This window comes from Streptomyces sp. NPDC033178 (genome assembly GCF_055577685.1).
On the sequence record NZ_JBVIPT010000004.1, the window covers coordinates 170721 to 184513 of the forward strand.

Annotated in this window: 13 protein-coding genes and 1 tRNA gene; 8 read left to right on the forward strand and 6 right to left on the reverse strand. The window is 70.0% G+C overall.

Annotated features, from left to right (window positions below; all coding sequences use genetic code 11):
• Positions 1-299 precede the first annotated feature (299 nt).
• Both serS and ACZ5VQ_RS11465 read left to right on the forward strand, forming a co-directional pair.
• Positions 300-1577: a serine--tRNA ligase gene (serS, locus tag ACZ5VQ_RS11460; RefSeq protein WP_469104705.1), complete on the forward strand. Its 1278-nt coding sequence runs from the start codon at positions 300-302 to the stop codon at positions 1575-1577.
• Positions 1574-2440 (forward strand): HAD family hydrolase, encoded by an 867-nt coding sequence (locus ACZ5VQ_RS11465; RefSeq protein ID WP_469104706.1) that lies wholly within the window; start codon positions 1574-1576, stop codon positions 2438-2440. The genes serS and ACZ5VQ_RS11465 overlap by 4 nt, the downstream gene beginning before the upstream one ends.
• A gap of 166 nt (positions 2441-2606) precedes the next feature.
• Here the strand turns inward: ACZ5VQ_RS11465 and ACZ5VQ_RS11470 are convergent.
• The 6 genes from ACZ5VQ_RS11470 to ACZ5VQ_RS11495 all read right to left on the reverse strand — a co-directional run bounded on the left by ACZ5VQ_RS11470 (position 2607) and on the right by ACZ5VQ_RS11495 (position 7043).
• Positions 2607-2693, reverse strand: a tRNA-Ser gene (locus ACZ5VQ_RS11470).
• A gap of 390 nt (positions 2694-3083) precedes the next feature.
• On the reverse strand, positions 3084-3347 hold the full coding sequence (locus ACZ5VQ_RS11475; protein ID WP_200397004.1) for an SGM_3592 family protein: 264 nt from the start codon (positions 3345-3347) through the stop codon (positions 3084-3086).
• Positions 3348-3493: 146 nt separating this feature from the next.
• The gene (locus tag ACZ5VQ_RS11480) at positions 3494-4213 is read right to left on the reverse strand and encodes an ABC transporter permease (RefSeq protein WP_362071252.1); all 720 of its coding nucleotides are present in this window, start codon (positions 4211-4213) and stop codon (positions 3494-3496) included.
• A 10-nt stretch (positions 4214-4223) separates the two neighbouring features.
• Positions 4224-5135: an ABC transporter ATP-binding protein gene (locus ACZ5VQ_RS11485; RefSeq protein WP_189841576.1), complete on the reverse strand. Its 912-nt coding sequence runs from the start codon at positions 5133-5135 to the stop codon at positions 4224-4226.
• The gene (locus ACZ5VQ_RS11490) at positions 5132-6067 is read right to left on the reverse strand and encodes an ABC transporter permease (protein ID WP_469104707.1); all 936 of its coding nucleotides are present in this window, start codon (positions 6065-6067) and stop codon (positions 5132-5134) included. The genes ACZ5VQ_RS11485 and ACZ5VQ_RS11490 overlap by 4 nt, the downstream gene beginning before the upstream one ends.
• Positions 6057-7043 carry an ABC transporter ATP-binding protein gene (locus ACZ5VQ_RS11495; RefSeq protein WP_055613974.1) on the reverse strand — a complete coding sequence of 329 codons (987 nt, stop codon included), beginning with the start codon at positions 7041-7043 and terminating at the stop codon, positions 6057-6059. Before ACZ5VQ_RS11495 ends, ACZ5VQ_RS11490 begins: the two co-directional genes overlap by 11 nt.
• Positions 7044-7393: 350 nt before the next feature.
• Between ACZ5VQ_RS11495 and ACZ5VQ_RS11500 the strand changes: the two genes are divergently transcribed.
• From ACZ5VQ_RS11500 to ACZ5VQ_RS11525, 6 genes are all read left to right on the forward strand, one after another.
• Positions 7394-8275, forward strand: coding sequence for a M24 family metallopeptidase (locus tag ACZ5VQ_RS11500; protein ID WP_469104708.1), 882 nt, complete (start codon positions 7394-7396; stop codon positions 8273-8275).
• On the forward strand, positions 8272-10026 hold the full coding sequence (locus tag ACZ5VQ_RS11505; protein WP_469104709.1) for an SDR family oxidoreductase: 1755 nt from the start codon (positions 8272-8274) through the stop codon (positions 10024-10026). The genes ACZ5VQ_RS11500 and ACZ5VQ_RS11505 overlap by 4 nt, the downstream gene beginning before the upstream one ends.
• The gene (locus tag ACZ5VQ_RS11510; RefSeq protein ID WP_469104710.1) at positions 10023-10946 is read left to right on the forward strand and encodes a metal-dependent hydrolase; all 924 of its coding nucleotides are present in this window, start codon (positions 10023-10025) and stop codon (positions 10944-10946) included. The genes ACZ5VQ_RS11505 and ACZ5VQ_RS11510 overlap by 4 nt, the downstream gene beginning before the upstream one ends.
• A gap of 80 nt (positions 10947-11026) precedes the next feature.
• Positions 11027-11971, forward strand: a complete 945-nt coding sequence (locus ACZ5VQ_RS11515) for a MerR family transcriptional regulator (RefSeq protein WP_469104711.1) — start codon at positions 11027-11029, stop codon at positions 11969-11971.
• A 122-nt stretch (positions 11972-12093) separates the two neighbouring features.
• Positions 12094-12642, forward strand: a complete 549-nt coding sequence (locus tag ACZ5VQ_RS11520) for an RNA 2'-phosphotransferase (protein ID WP_469104712.1) — start codon at positions 12094-12096, stop codon at positions 12640-12642.
• 222 nt (positions 12643-12864) lie between these two features.
• Positions 12865-13779, forward strand: coding sequence for an LLM class flavin-dependent oxidoreductase (locus ACZ5VQ_RS11525; RefSeq protein ID WP_469104713.1), 915 nt, complete (start codon positions 12865-12867; stop codon positions 13777-13779).
• The last annotated feature ends 14 nt before the right edge of the window (positions 13780-13793 follow it).

Genomic DNA, 13793 nt, shown 5'->3' on the forward strand with positions numbered 1-13793 from the left:
ATTCTTTGCCCTGCGCACAGCTTTGGGAAGGATCACTTCCGATGTCCACAGATCTTTCGCACAGCCTGTGGATAACTTTTCCGGGGTGTGGATTTCTGTGGACAACCCAGTTCTCAAGTCCCGTTCTCCGCAAGGGAATCGAGTCAACCGACTGAATCCCACCTGCCCCGTTCCAGGGAGCGGCTCTCCTTTCATTGACGCCCATTGAAGCGCTTCGCCAATTCCCCCAAAACGTGACAGAAGCGGCAGAACGGAATACCGAGTCGTGAGTCGGAACCCCGCACCGGTAGCCTTGTGGGGTGATTGACCTTCGCCTGCTTCGTGAGGACCCCGACCGTGTTCGCGCCTCCCAGCGCGCCCGTGGAGAGGACGTCGCCGTCGTCGACGCCCTCCTCTCCGCCGACGAGCGGCGCAGGTCGTCCGGCGTCCGCTTCGACGAGCTGCGTTCCGAGCAGAAGGCGCTCGGCAAGCTGATCCCCAAGGCCTCGGCCGACGAGAAGGCCGAGCTGCTGAAGAAGGCCGGCCAGCTCGCCTCCGACGTCAAGACGGCCGACGCCGAGCAGCACGAGGCCGACGAGGAGACCAAGCGCCTCCTCCTCCAGCTCGGCAACCTCGTGCACCCCGACGTCCCGGTCGGCGGCGAGGAGGACTTCGTCGTCCTGGAGACGCACGGGACCATCCGCGACTTCGGTGCCGAGGGCTTCGAGCCCAAGGACCACCTGGAGCTCGGCGAGGCCCTGGGGGCCATCGACGTCGAGCGCGGCGCCAAGGTGTCCGGCTCGCGCTTCTACTACCTGACGGGTGTCGGCGCACTTCTTGAGCTCGCCCTCGTCAACGCGGCGATCGCGCAGGCGACGGAGGCCGGGTTCATCCCGATGCTGACTCCGGCGCTGGTCCGCCCGCGCGCCATGGAGGGCACCGGCTTCCTCGGCCAGGCCGCGGAGAACGTGTACCACCTGGAGAAGGACGACTACTACCTGGTCGGCACCTCCGAGGTCCCGCTCGCGGCGTACCACATGGACGAGATCCTCGACGCCGACAAGCTGCCCCTGCGCTACGCGGGCTTCTCGCCGTGCTTCCGCCGCGAGGCCGGCACGTACGGCAAGGACACGCGGGGCATCTTCCGCGTGCACCAGTTCGACAAGGTCGAGATGTTCTCGTACGTCAACCCCGAGGACGCCGAGAACGAGCACCAGCGGCTCCTGGAGTGGGAGAAGCAGTGGCTGACCGGGCTTGAGCTGCCGTTCCAGGTGATCGACGTGGCGTCGGCCGACCTGGGCGCGTCCGCCTCGCGCAAGTTCGACTGCGAGGCGTGGATCCCGACCCAGGGCAAGTACCGCGAGTTGACGTCGGCCTCGAACTGCGACAGCTTCCAGGCCCGCCGGCTGTCGGTGCGCATGCGTGACGGCAAGAAGGTGCAGCCGCTCGCGACGCTGAACGGCACGCTGTGCGCCGTACCGCGCACGATCGTGGCGATCCTGGAGAACCACCAGCTGGCCGACGGTTCCGTACGGGTTCCCGAGGTGCTGCGTCCGTATCTGGGCGGCCGTGAGGTGCTGGAGCCGATCTCCAAGTGACCGGCACCACTGGGCCGACGGCCCCGACCGGCTCGACCGCGTCAGCCGGGGAGACCGGAAAGACCGAGGCGTTCCCCTACAAGCTCGTCGCGACCGATCTCGACGGAACGTTGCTGCGCTCCGACGACACGGTCTCGGAGCGCACGCGTGAGGCGCTCGCCGCGGCCACCGTGGCGGGCGCCGCTCACCTCGTCGTCACCGGCCGCGCGGTGCCCTGGACGCGCCACATCCTCGACGAACTCGGATACGAGGGACTCGCGGTGTGCGGTCAGGGCGCGCAGCTGTACGACGCCGGGGCGCACCGCCTGCTCACATCGGTGACCCTGGACCGGCAGGTGGCCGGTCTCGCGCTGGCCAAGATCGAGGCGGAGGTCGGCCCGCTGGCCGTCGCCGCGAGCCGCGACGGCATCGACGGGGATGTCCTGATCGGCCCCGGCTACCGGGTGCTGGGCGCGCTGGAGGCCGTCCCGTTCACCGATGTCGCGGAGCTCTGGGCCGCGCCCCTGACCAAGATGTACATCCAGCATCCCGAGCTCACCGACGACGAGCTGACGGCCGCGGCGCGAGCGGCGGCCGGCGGTCTGGTGAGCGTCGTGATGGCGGGCGAGGGCATCGTCGAGATCCTCCCCCTCGGCCTGTCCAAGGCCACGGGCCTTTCCCTGGCGGCCCGCCGCCTGGGCGTGAAGGCCGCCGACACGATCGCCTTCGGCGACATGCCGAACGACATCCCGATGTTCGCGTGGTCGGCCCATGGCGTGGCAATGGCCAACGCCCATGAGGAACTCAAGGCCGTGGCGGACGAGATGACGTCGTCGAACGAGGAGGACGGCATCGCGGTGGTGCTGGAGAGGTTGCTGGGCTAGCGCCACCGCCCGCCCCCGGCGCTGCCGGAGAACCTGCCGGGGAAATCGACTGCAGCACGCGATGAGCCCGCCCCGAAGAGGCGAAAGGGAACGGGCGGCGGGCGGCGGGAAATCTTGCCGCGAAGCGGCGTCTCGAACTCCGCCGAGTCACAGCGACAGCGTCTTGCGGAGGATGCGTGGATCGAACACGCGCGGGGGGTCAACCCCGACCACGGCTTAGCAAGCCGGTGCCTTACCGCTCGGCCAATCCTCCGGGTGGGCGGCCCGCGCCAATGTGCGCGCTCGAAGCGGCCGCCCCGGGCAGCTCCCCGTGTGGGGCGGACTCGACGGAGGGGTAACTACTCCGGAGCCCGCCGGCTGCCCTGCTGGGAGCTCGACGAACTGCTACTGACGGGCATCGTCGCGCTCCTCTCCCGGATCGTGGCGCCGGAGGAACCCGGCGACTTGGACATAACCACTGTGCCCGTACGCCTAGTTGGACGCCACCGAATAAATCACCGGCCGAGCGCGGCGTCCGACGGAAGACGCCAAGCGGAGGACTCCCGGCCGGAGTCTCCCGGCTGGGGGCTCCCGGCGGAAGGCCGGTGGAAGGCCGGCAGAAGGCGACCCGGGGCTATCGGGAGGCGGGCTAGCGGGAGGCGGGCTAGCGGCGACGCCACCTGCGGCGCCGTGCCTTGCTGAAGAACCAGCCCGCGGGCGGCTCGTCGGAGCGCCAGGGCTGCGGGTCGGGTCCGCCGTCGCGCCAGCGGGCCGCGAGCATCCGGGCTCGCGCGGACGGCTCGGCCGTGTCGGCGGACCGTATGAAGTCGTCGTCCAGGACGAGCTCGTCCCAGACGTCCTCGGACGCCCCCTGGCCCTGACCATCGCCGGGACCCTGTCCTTCGCTCCGCGGTGCCTGCGCTGCCATCCCCGTTCCTCCTCGCTGTGCATCCCCTTGAGCAAGTGTGCCGTTCTGCGTGTAAAGCCGATCTCAAGATCAAACGTGGCTCCACGCGCGCGTGCCCCGGAAAGCCGGTCACGCGCACGTGGAGCCGCCCCGACTCCCCGGAGCGGTTACTCCTCACCGGCCAGCGTCAGCGACCGCAGCTTCTGTCCGGCGAACCAGGTGGCGGCGACGGTCACGACGACCAGCAGCACCGTCCCCGTGGTCAGCCCGACGTCCGACGTGACGAGGTCTCCGCCGGACACCTTCTGGGCGACGGCGAGGGACCACTGCTGGACGCTGAGCGTGCGTGCCCCGGAGACCAGCGACCCGAAGAGGGTCTCCCACACGAGGGCGTAGACGAGTCCGAAGACGACCGCGTGCCGCGTGATGGTGCCCAGGAGCAGGAACATCGCTGCGTACGCGATGGAGGCGACCAGCGCGGCCACCGTGTAGGCGACGGCGATCTGCTGGCCGTTGCCGTTGAGGATCATTCCCGCGAGGAACGTCGGGATCGCCGAGAACGCCATGGTGACGGCGATGGCGACGATCAGCTTGGTGAAGATGATCGTGGGGCGTTTTACCGGCTTGGCGAGCAGGTAGACGACCGATCCGTCGTCGATCTCGGGGCCGATCGCACCGGTGCCCGCGATGACACCGATGATGGGCACCATCGTGGCGAGCGCGAACCCGCCGAGGACGTCCGAGGCCACCTGGTCGTCGGCGCCCGTGAAGGCGCGTACGGCCACGGAGATGACGATCAGCAGGGCGGGCAGGGCGCCCAGGATGAGGGCCCGGCGGCGGCCGAGCAGGCCGCGGTAGGTGAGCCGGGCGACTGTGGGGTCGTACATCTTGGGCCTCCTACGCCGCGACGAGATACGAGAAGACGGACTCGAGGGACTCGTCGGACGGCGAGACCGTGAGCAGCCGGATGCCGTGGTCACGGGCCACCCGCGGCAGCAGTGCCGTGAAGCGTGGGAAGTCGACCGCCTGGATGCGCAACGCGCCCTCCTGGAGGTCCACTTCGATGCCGGACGTCGACGGGTCGGCGATCAGCGCGGCCGCCAGGGCGCGGTCGTCGCTGGAACGCACCAGGTAGCGGTGCGGGCGGTCGGTCATCAGGCGGCGGATCCGGCGGAAGTCTCCGCTCGCCGCGTGCCGTCCGGCGACGATCACCTCGATGTGCGAGGCGAGTTGCTCGACCTCTTCGAGGATGTGGGACGAGAAGAGGACCGTACGGCCCTCGTCGCCCATGCGCCGCAGCAGGTCCATGAGCTGCATGCGCTGGCGCGGGTCCATGCCGTTGAAGGGCTCGTCGAGGAGCAGCAGGGACGGGTTGTGGACGAGCGCCGAGGCCATCTTCACGCGCTGACGCATGCCTTTGGAGTACGTGGAGATCTTGCGGTCCTGCGCGTACTCCATCTGGACCGTGGCGAGGGCCCGCTGGGCGGCCTTGTCTCCGAGGCCGTGCAACTCGGCGTTGGCGACGACGAATTCGCGGCCCGTGAGGAAGTCGTACATCGCCTCGCGCTCGGGGACGATGCCGATCTGCTTGTAGATCTGTTCGTTGCGCCAGGTCGCCTGGCCGTCGAGCGTGACGCTGCCCGTGGAGGGGGCCAGGAAGCCGCCCATCATGTTGATGAGGGTGGACTTTCCCGCGCCGTTGGGACCGAGCAGGCCGGTGACGCCGGGGCCGATCGTCATGGTGACGTCGTTGACGGCCACCACGTTGCCGAACCAGCGCGACACGTGGTCGATGGTGAGCGTGGTCACAGTCCGACCTTTCGGTAGCGGCGCATCAGCAGGCCATAGCAGCCGGCGATGAGTCCCAGGGTGACGAGGAGGAAGACGACGCCCTGTCCGGACGAGGGCCCCACCTCGCCCGGGTACGAGGACGATGCGCCGAGGAAGGCGGTCTGTACGCCGTCGATGAGCGTGATGGGTGAGAACAGGCCGAGCCACGGGATCGTCGAGGTGCTGTCCTGCGACTGGGCGATGGCCTGGACGGTGGAGACGGCTCCGTAGGAGATGGTCAGTACGGCGATGACGGCGGCGATGCCGAAGCCGCGCCGGGGCGTGACCGCCGAGATGACCAGGCCGATGCCTGCGAAGAGGAGAGAGAGCAGTGCCACGGAGACGAGCCCTTGTGCGAAACCCTTGGTCTGGTCGGAGAAGTCGAGCTTGGCCAGCAGCGCGCCCACGTACAGCACGAGCAGCGGTGCGGCGGTGAGCATGAACAGTGCCGAGGCCAGCGCCGCGTACTTGGCGCGGACGTAGTCGACGGTCTCGATGGGGCGGGAGAAGTACAGCGGAACGGTCTTGAAGCGCAGGTCCCGGGAGACGGACTGCGGTCCCTGGGAGGCGACGTACAGCCCGATGACGGCCTGCATGATGACCGCGTAGTTCGTGTAGTCGACGGGCAGGTCCTTCGCCTTGGTGGCGACGGCGACCGCGACCATGATCAGCGCGGGGACGCACATCACCACGAAGAGCAGCATCGGCAGCACCTTGGACTTCACCGAGCGGCCGAGGCCGTAGGCGCCGCGCAGGGACTGCGAGTAGAGCGACCGGCGGGCGTACGCGCGGCCCAGGCGCGGGCCGTCGTAGTTGCGGTAGCCGATGTTGTGGATCCGGGTCTGCTCGCCCGGGCGGGCCGGGGCCGTGGCCTGGGCCGAGGTCTGTGCCGGGGGCTGCTCAACCGCCATGGCCGACCGCCTCCTTCCGCTGTTCGTCGCCGCCTTGGAGAGCCTGCTCGTCGCTGTCCTTGAAGACCTCCGAGATGTGGTGCCTGCGCTGCTCCATGCGCACCAGACCGAGGCCCAGGTCGGCCACGACGTCCCGTACGACGTCGTACGTCTCCTCGCCCTCCGCCGTGAGCAGGAGGATGTGGCCCGCGCCGGGCAGTCCGCTGCCGTCGTGGGTGTCGATCCCGCGCGCGTGGAGCACGTCGCGCACCGCGCGGGTGCCGTCCGGGTGCTCGTCGGTGTCGGTGACCTCGATCGCGAGGATCGCCGTGCTCTGCGTGAAGTCCGTGGTGGAGCTGGACCGCAGGAGCTTGCCGCCGTCGACGACCACGACGTGGTCGCAGGTGCGCTCCAGCTCGCCGAGGAGGTGCGAGGTGACCAGGACGGAGATGCCGAAGTCGGTGTGGATACGGCGGATCAGGCCGAGCATCTCGTCACGGCCGACCGGGTCCAGGCCGTTCGTCGGCTCGTCCAGGAAGACCAGCTGCGGGTCGTGGACCAGCGCCTGGGCGAGCTTCACGCGCTGCTTCATGCCCGTCGAGTAACCACCGATGGGGCGGTAGCGCTCCTCGTAGAGGCCGACGTGGCGCAGCGTGTCCGCGGTGCGCTCGCGGGCCGCCGTCGGGGGCAGGCCGGACATGCGCGCCATGTGGACGACGAACTCGGTGGCCGAGACGTCGGGCGGCAGACAGTCGTGCTCCGGCATGTAGCCGACGCGCTCACGGATGTCACCGCCCTTGGTGGCGACATCGAGTCCGAGCACTTCGGCGCGGCCCTCGGTGGCGGGGGACAGACCCAGCAGGATCTTGATCAGTGTGGACTTGCCGGCTCCGTTGGCTCCGACGAGTCCGGTCACACCGGGCCCGACGTCCACGGAGAGCCGGTCAAGAGCGGTCACCCTCGGGAACCGCTTGCTCAGGCTTTCGGTCGCGATCACAGTCACAATTCGAAGGTAGTGGCGCAGACCACAGCGGTCGTCAACCCTGGGAGCTGTATCGGCGTCCCTCTCGGGTATTACGGGCCCGTAGGGGTCCCCCTGAGGTCGAACAACCGGCGGCGGACGGACGGCATCACGCGGGGCCCGTCTCGGCCCGATTGTCCGCATAGGGCCGATCATCCGGCCGGCCGTCAGGCGTCATCAGGTTGGCCTTCCGGGCCGGTTGTCCACATCGGCCCGGTTGTCCACAGGTCGCGTGCACGCCTATTGACGCAGCCTCCAACAATTGTCACATTCATCAGTGTCAAGTTGCGGGCGTGTACGGCAGTCGGCTTGGGACGGACGGTGGCATGACCTCGGCAGTGGCAGCGGCAGCGGCTTCACCAGGGACTTCTTCGGGTAAGGGCGGCGGACTCACCGCGGAACTGCGGGGGTTCAGAGAGGTACAGCGGCTCGCGTACGAGTGCGCGGAGGCGGTCGCGGCGCAGCTGAAGCCGGGCGTGACCGAGCGCGACGCGGCGCGGATGCAGCGCGAGTGGCTGCGCGAGCGCGGCGTACGCGACTGGTTCCATCTGCCCTTCGCCTGGTTCGGGGACCGTACGGCGTTCGTGGACTTCCGGATCCCGCTGCAGTTCTTCCCCACGAACCGGCGCCTGGAGGCGGGGATGCCGTTCATCCTCGACATGGCACCGGTCTTCAAGGGCTTCACCGCGGACATCGGGTACTCCGGCTCGCTGGGGCCCAACCCGCTGCAGGACAAGCTCCTCGCCGACCTGGAGGCCCACCGCGAGCTGATCCTGCGCGAGGTGCGCGAGCGGCGCCCACTGCGCGAGATCTACCAGGACGTGGACCGCCTCATGGTCCGCCAGGGCTATGCGAACCGACACCGGGCGTATCCCTTCGGGGTGATCGCGCACAAGGTCGACCGGGTCAGGGAGCGGCGCTGGTCACCGAAGCTGTTCGGGTTCGGCACGCAGTCGCTCAAGGGCCTGGCGAGCGACGCGATCCACGGCCACCGAGACGGCTGGTCCCCGCTGTGGTCGCCGTACAGGTTCTCCGACCACCCTCCCCGGCCAGGCCTGTGGGCGGTCGAGCCGCACCTCGGATTCCGGGGTACGGGCGCGAAGTTCGAGGAGATCCTCGTGGTCACCGACTCCAAGGACCCCGAGCAGAGCGCCTTCTGGCTGGACGACGATCTGCCGCACGTGCGGCGCTGGGCGGAGGACAAGTGACGCTTGAGGGTTCGCGCGAGCGCTGGGTGCGTACGGGCGGGGTCGAGCTGTGCGTCGCCGAGCTGGGCGATCCGGCACAGCCCACGGTGATGCTCGTGCACGGCTATCCGGACTCCAAGGAGGTGTGGTCCGAGGTCGCCGCACGCCTGGCCGGGCACTTCCATGTCGTGCTGTACGACGTGCGCGGCCACGGCCGGTCGACGGCGCCGCAGCCGCTGCGCGGCGGGTTCACCCTGGAGAAGCTGACGGACGACTTCCTGGCGGTCGCGGGCGGGGTCAGCCCGGACCGTCCGGTCCACCTGGTGGGCCACGACTGGGGCTCGGTCCAGGCCTGGGAGTTCACCACGGTCAAACGCACCGAGGGACGGATCGCCTCCTTCACGTCGATGTCGGGGCCGTCCCTCGACCACTTCGGACACTGGATCAAGAAGCGCGTGTCCCGCCCGACGCCCCGGAGAATCGGCCAACTGCTCGGCCAGGGCGCCAAGTCCTGGTACGTGTACCTGCTGCACACCCCGGTACTGCCCGAACTCGCCTGGCGCGGCCCCCTCGGCAAGCAGTGGCCCAAGATCCTGCGGCGGCTGGAGAAGGTCCGCGGGGGCGACTATCCGACCCCGTCCCTGCCCACGGACGCCGCACACGGCGCCTGGCTGTACCGGGACAACGTACGGGCCCGGCTGCGCAGGCCACGCGCCGACGCGTACGCACACGCGCCCGTGCAGCTCATCACGCCGCTCGGGGACGTGTTCCTCTCGGAGAAGCTCTACGACGAGCTGGAGCTGTGGGCCCCGCAGTTGACGCGCCGCACGCTCCCGGCCAAGCACTGGATCCCGCGTACCCGGCCGGACCAACTGGCCGCCTGGATCACCGAGTTCGTGACGACCACCGAGGGCGGGAGGACCGCATCGGCGGCGACCGGCCCGTACGCCGACCGCTTCGGCGGGCAGTTGGTGCTGGTCACCGGCGCGGGCAGCGGTATCGGGCGGGCCACCGCCTTCGCGTTCGCCGAGGCCGGCGCGCGCGTGGTGGCCGTCGACCGGGACGCGGAGAGCGCGGCCCGCACCGCGGAGCTGTCCCGGCTCATCGGCGCCCCTCAAGCCTGGGCCGAGACGGTCGACGTCTCCGACGAGCAGGCCATGGAGAAGCTCGCCGAGAAGGTCGCCGCGGAGTACGGGGTGGTCGACGTCCTGGTGAACAACGCCGGGATCGGGCTGTCCGGCTCGTTCCTCGACACCACCGCGGAGGACTGGCGCAACGTCCTCGACGTCAACCTGTGGGGCGTGATCCACGGCTGCCGGCTCTTCGGGAAGCAGATGGCCGAGCGCGGACAGGGCGGTCACATCGTCAACACCGCGTCGGCGGCCGCGTATCTGCCCTCCCGGACGCTGCCCGCCTACAGCACCTCGAAGGCGGCGGTGCTGATGCTCAGCGAGTGCCTGCGCGCCGAGCTGGCCGGGCAGGGCATCGGAGTCACGGCGATCTGCCCGGGCTTCATCAACACGAACATCACGTCGACCGCGCGTTTCACAGGGGTCGACGCCGTCGAGGAGAAGCGGCGCCAGAAGAAGTCCGCGCGGCTGTACGGGCTGCGCAACTACCCGCCGGAGAAGGTCGCCGAGGCCGTGCTGCGCGCGGTCGTCCGCAACCAGGCCGTGGTGCCCGTCACCGCGGAGGCACGCGGTGGCCGCCTCATGTCCCGCTTCACGCCGAGAGCGCTGCGCGCGATCGCACGAATGGAGCCACCCCTGTGACCGATGAAGGCACCACCGTGAGCGACCACTACCCGATCACGCCACGGCGGGTGTCCTTCGACTGGGAGGAGACCCCGCTCCACTGGATACCGGACGAGCCGACCGCGACCCACGTCATCAACGTGCTGCACCTGCTGCTGCCGGCGGGGGAGCGGTGGTTCGTGAAGGTCTTCAAGGAGGGCCTTCCGCTGGTCCGCGACCCCAAACTCCTCAAGGACGTCAAGGGGTTCATGGGCCAGGAGGCGACACACAGCGTGCAGCACTCGTACGTGCTGGACCACCTCGCCGCACAGGACCTCGACACGGCCGCGTACACGAAGCACGTCGACTACCTCTTCCAGAAGATCCTCGGCGAGACCCCGCCGCTCGGCGCACCGATACCGGAGCCGGAGTGGCTGCGCTTCCGGCTCTCGGTGATCGCGGCGATCGAGCAGTTCACGGCCGTCCTGGGCGACTGGGTGCTGGCCGCCGAGGGACTCGACCGCGCCGGGGGCGACGAGGTCATGCTCGACCTGCTGCGCTGGCACGGCGCGGAGGAGGTGGAGCACCGCGCGGTCGCCTTCGACATGTACCAGCACTGCGGCGGCGAGGGCCTTCCCCGGTACGCGCGCAGGGTCGCCGGCATGGCCGTCACGGCCCCCGTGATGCTGTACATGTGGGCGTGGGGCGCGGCCTACCTCATACGTCACGACCCGCGGCTGGCCGGGCGGCTGCGCTACTCGCTCGGGGAGCACAACCGGGCGGTGCGCAAAGGGCTGCTGCCCACGTGGAAGGAGCTCGGCTCCGCCGTACCGCGCTATCTGCGGCGCTCGTACCATCCCTCGCAGGAGGGCTCGATGCGCAGGGCGGTCGAGTATCTGGCGCGGTCACCCGCGGCCAGGACGGCGGCGGGGGCGATCGGCAGAGCCGCGATCGGGTAGCGGCATGGGGTCGGCGGCAGCGGGTGGCGGTATCGGGTGGTGCTATCGGGTGGTGACGAGGACTCGGGAAGGCAGGGACCGTGGACGACGAGCCGGCCGGCGTCGCGTACCGGATCGAGGACCTGGCGCACCACAGCGGTGCCACGGTCCGGACGATCCGTGCCTACCAGGACCGCGGGCTGCTCCCCCGGCCCGAGAGGCGCGGCCGCGCCAACGTGTACTCGGACACCCATCTGGCCCGGCTGCGGCAGATCGCCGACCTCCTGGACCGCGGCTACACACTGGCCTCGATCAAGGAACTCCTGGAGGCCTGGGACGCGGGCCGGGGCCTCGGCGGTGTGCTCGGCCTGGTCGCGGAGGTCGACGGGCCGTGGACGGACGAGGAGGCGGTCCGTATCTCGCGGGCCGAGCTCGACGAGCGGTTCGGCGGCCACCCGGACGACACCGCGGTGGCCGACGCCGTCGAGCTCGGGGTGCTCGAACGCGTTCCGGGCAGCGAGGACACGTTCCTCGTGCCGAGCCCCCAAGAGCTGGCCGTGGCCGCCGAGTTGTACGAGGCTGGCGTCCCACTGTCCGCGATCTCGGGCCATCTGCGGGAGTTGAGGGGCCAGGTGGAGCACATCGCCTCGCGCTTCCTGGAGTTCACCAGCGAGCACGTATTCGCCCGCTATCTCGGCGAGCACCCGCCGACGGACGCGGACGCCGCCGAAGCGGCCGCGCTCGTACGACGGCTGCGGCCACTCGCACGCCAGACGGTGGACGCCGAACTCGCCCGGGCGATGCGGATGTTCGCCAACCGTCATCTGCGCCGGCACCTCGGTGCGGAGCAGTCCCCGGCGCCTGCGGACGAGACGCGTTCCGTGGCCGTCCCCGCGGAGACAATGGCCGCTGTGGAGCGGCTCGTCGGCGCGGAGCAGGCGGCCGAATTCATCGCCGTGGCCGCCGAACGGGAGGTCAGGGCCCGTGCCTTGGACGCACTCGCCGCAAATCATGCCGACCTCAGGAAAGTTGACGAACCGTCGTAAAGTGCCGGCGAGTTGTCCACAGATTCTCCAACTGGCCCTGTGGATAACGCACTTGGCTGTGGATCAAACCTCCAGGTCAAAATCAAATGCGTGACGAGCGTCTCGCCAGGCACTCTGGCGGGATGGACGAAAGACGCACCGTGAAGGTGTCGAAGTATCTCTCGAAGCACCTGCGGCATCAGCCCGAGCGGATCGGGCTCACGCTCGACGAGGGCGGCTGGGTCGAGATCGAAACGCTCATGGCCGCAGCGGCGGCACACGGCTTCCGGTTCACCCGGGACGAGCTCGACCACGTGGTCGCGAACAACGACAAGCGGCGCTTCGCGATCGAGGGCTCGCGGATCCGCGCCAGCCAGGGCCACTCCGTCGAGGTCGACCTGGGCCTGGCGGCGGCGACCCCGCCCGCGTACCTCTACCACGGGACCGTCGCGCACAGCCTGGACGCGATCCGCGCCGAGGGGCTGCGGCCGATGAACCGGCACGACGTGCACCTCTCGCCCGACCGCGAGACCGCGACCCGTGTCGGCGCCCGCCGCGGCCGTCCCGTCGTGCTCTCCGTGGACGCGGCCGCCATGCACCGCGACGGCCACGAGTTCCGGGTGAGCGCCAACGGGGTCTGGCTCACGGCCGCCGTACCTCCGCGCTACCTGCGGTTCCCGGCCCCGCACTGACGGGCCTGGCCCTGGCCTGTCCCGCGGGCCGGCCCGCAGGACCCATCGCAGCCAGCTTGCCCGGGTCCATCCCCCGTGGGCTTGCCCAGAGCCATCGGCGCGGGCTCGCCCGGGCTCGTCCGCTGCAGCCTTGCCCGGGCCCATCCGCTGCGAGCTGGCCGGGCCCGGCCCCGCTCACGGCCGTTTGGGGCGTGCCACGCGGCTGCGCTTAGGCTCTGAGGCATGAGTCTGCGCCTGAGCACCGTGATCCTGCCGTACCTCCGCTGGCACGAGGGAGGGCGTTCCGCATGGCAGCGCGCCGAGCAGCTCGGGTTCCACACCGCGTTCACGTACGACCATCTGTCGTGGCGAACGTTCCGCGAGGGGCCCTGGTACGGGGCCGTACCGACGCTCACCGCCGCCGCGGGAGCCACCGACCGGCTGCGCCTCGGCACGCTGGTGACCTCCCCGAACTTCCGGCATCCGGTGACCCTCGCCAAGGAACTGATCGCACTGGACGACATCGCCGGTGGCCGGATCACGCTGGGCATCGGCGCGGGCGGCTCCGGCTTCGACGCCACGACGCTGCTGAAGAGCGGCGAGGAGCCGTGGACGCCGCGTGAGCGGGCCGACCGCTTCGGCGAGTTCGTACCGCTGCTCGACCGGCTGCTCACCGAGAACTCCGTTTCGTACGACGGCACGTTCTATTCGGCGCGCGAGGCCTACAACATTCCCGGCTGCGTCCAGCGCCCCCGGCTGCCCTTCGCGGTGGCCGCCACCGGGCCGCGCGGGCTGAAGCTCGCCGCCCGGCACGGGCAGGCGTGGGTGACGACCGGCGACCCGAAGCTGTTCGAGACGGGCACGCCCGAGCAGTCGGTTCAGGCCATTCGCGGCCAGGTCGAGAAGCTGGCCACCGCGTGCGAGGCGGTCGGCCGCGATGTGAACGAGCTCGACAAGGTCCTGCTCACCGGCTTCACCCCGGACCGCGCGCGTCCGCTGGAGTCCCTCGACGCGTTCGTCGACTTCGCGGGCCGGCACATGGAGCTGGGCTTCACCGACATCGTGATCCACTGGCCCGTCCCGGACTACCCGGACTTCGCCGCGGACGAGAAGACCTTCGAGCACATCGCGATGGAGGCGGTCGGACAACTCGGCTGAGGCCCTGTCCGGCG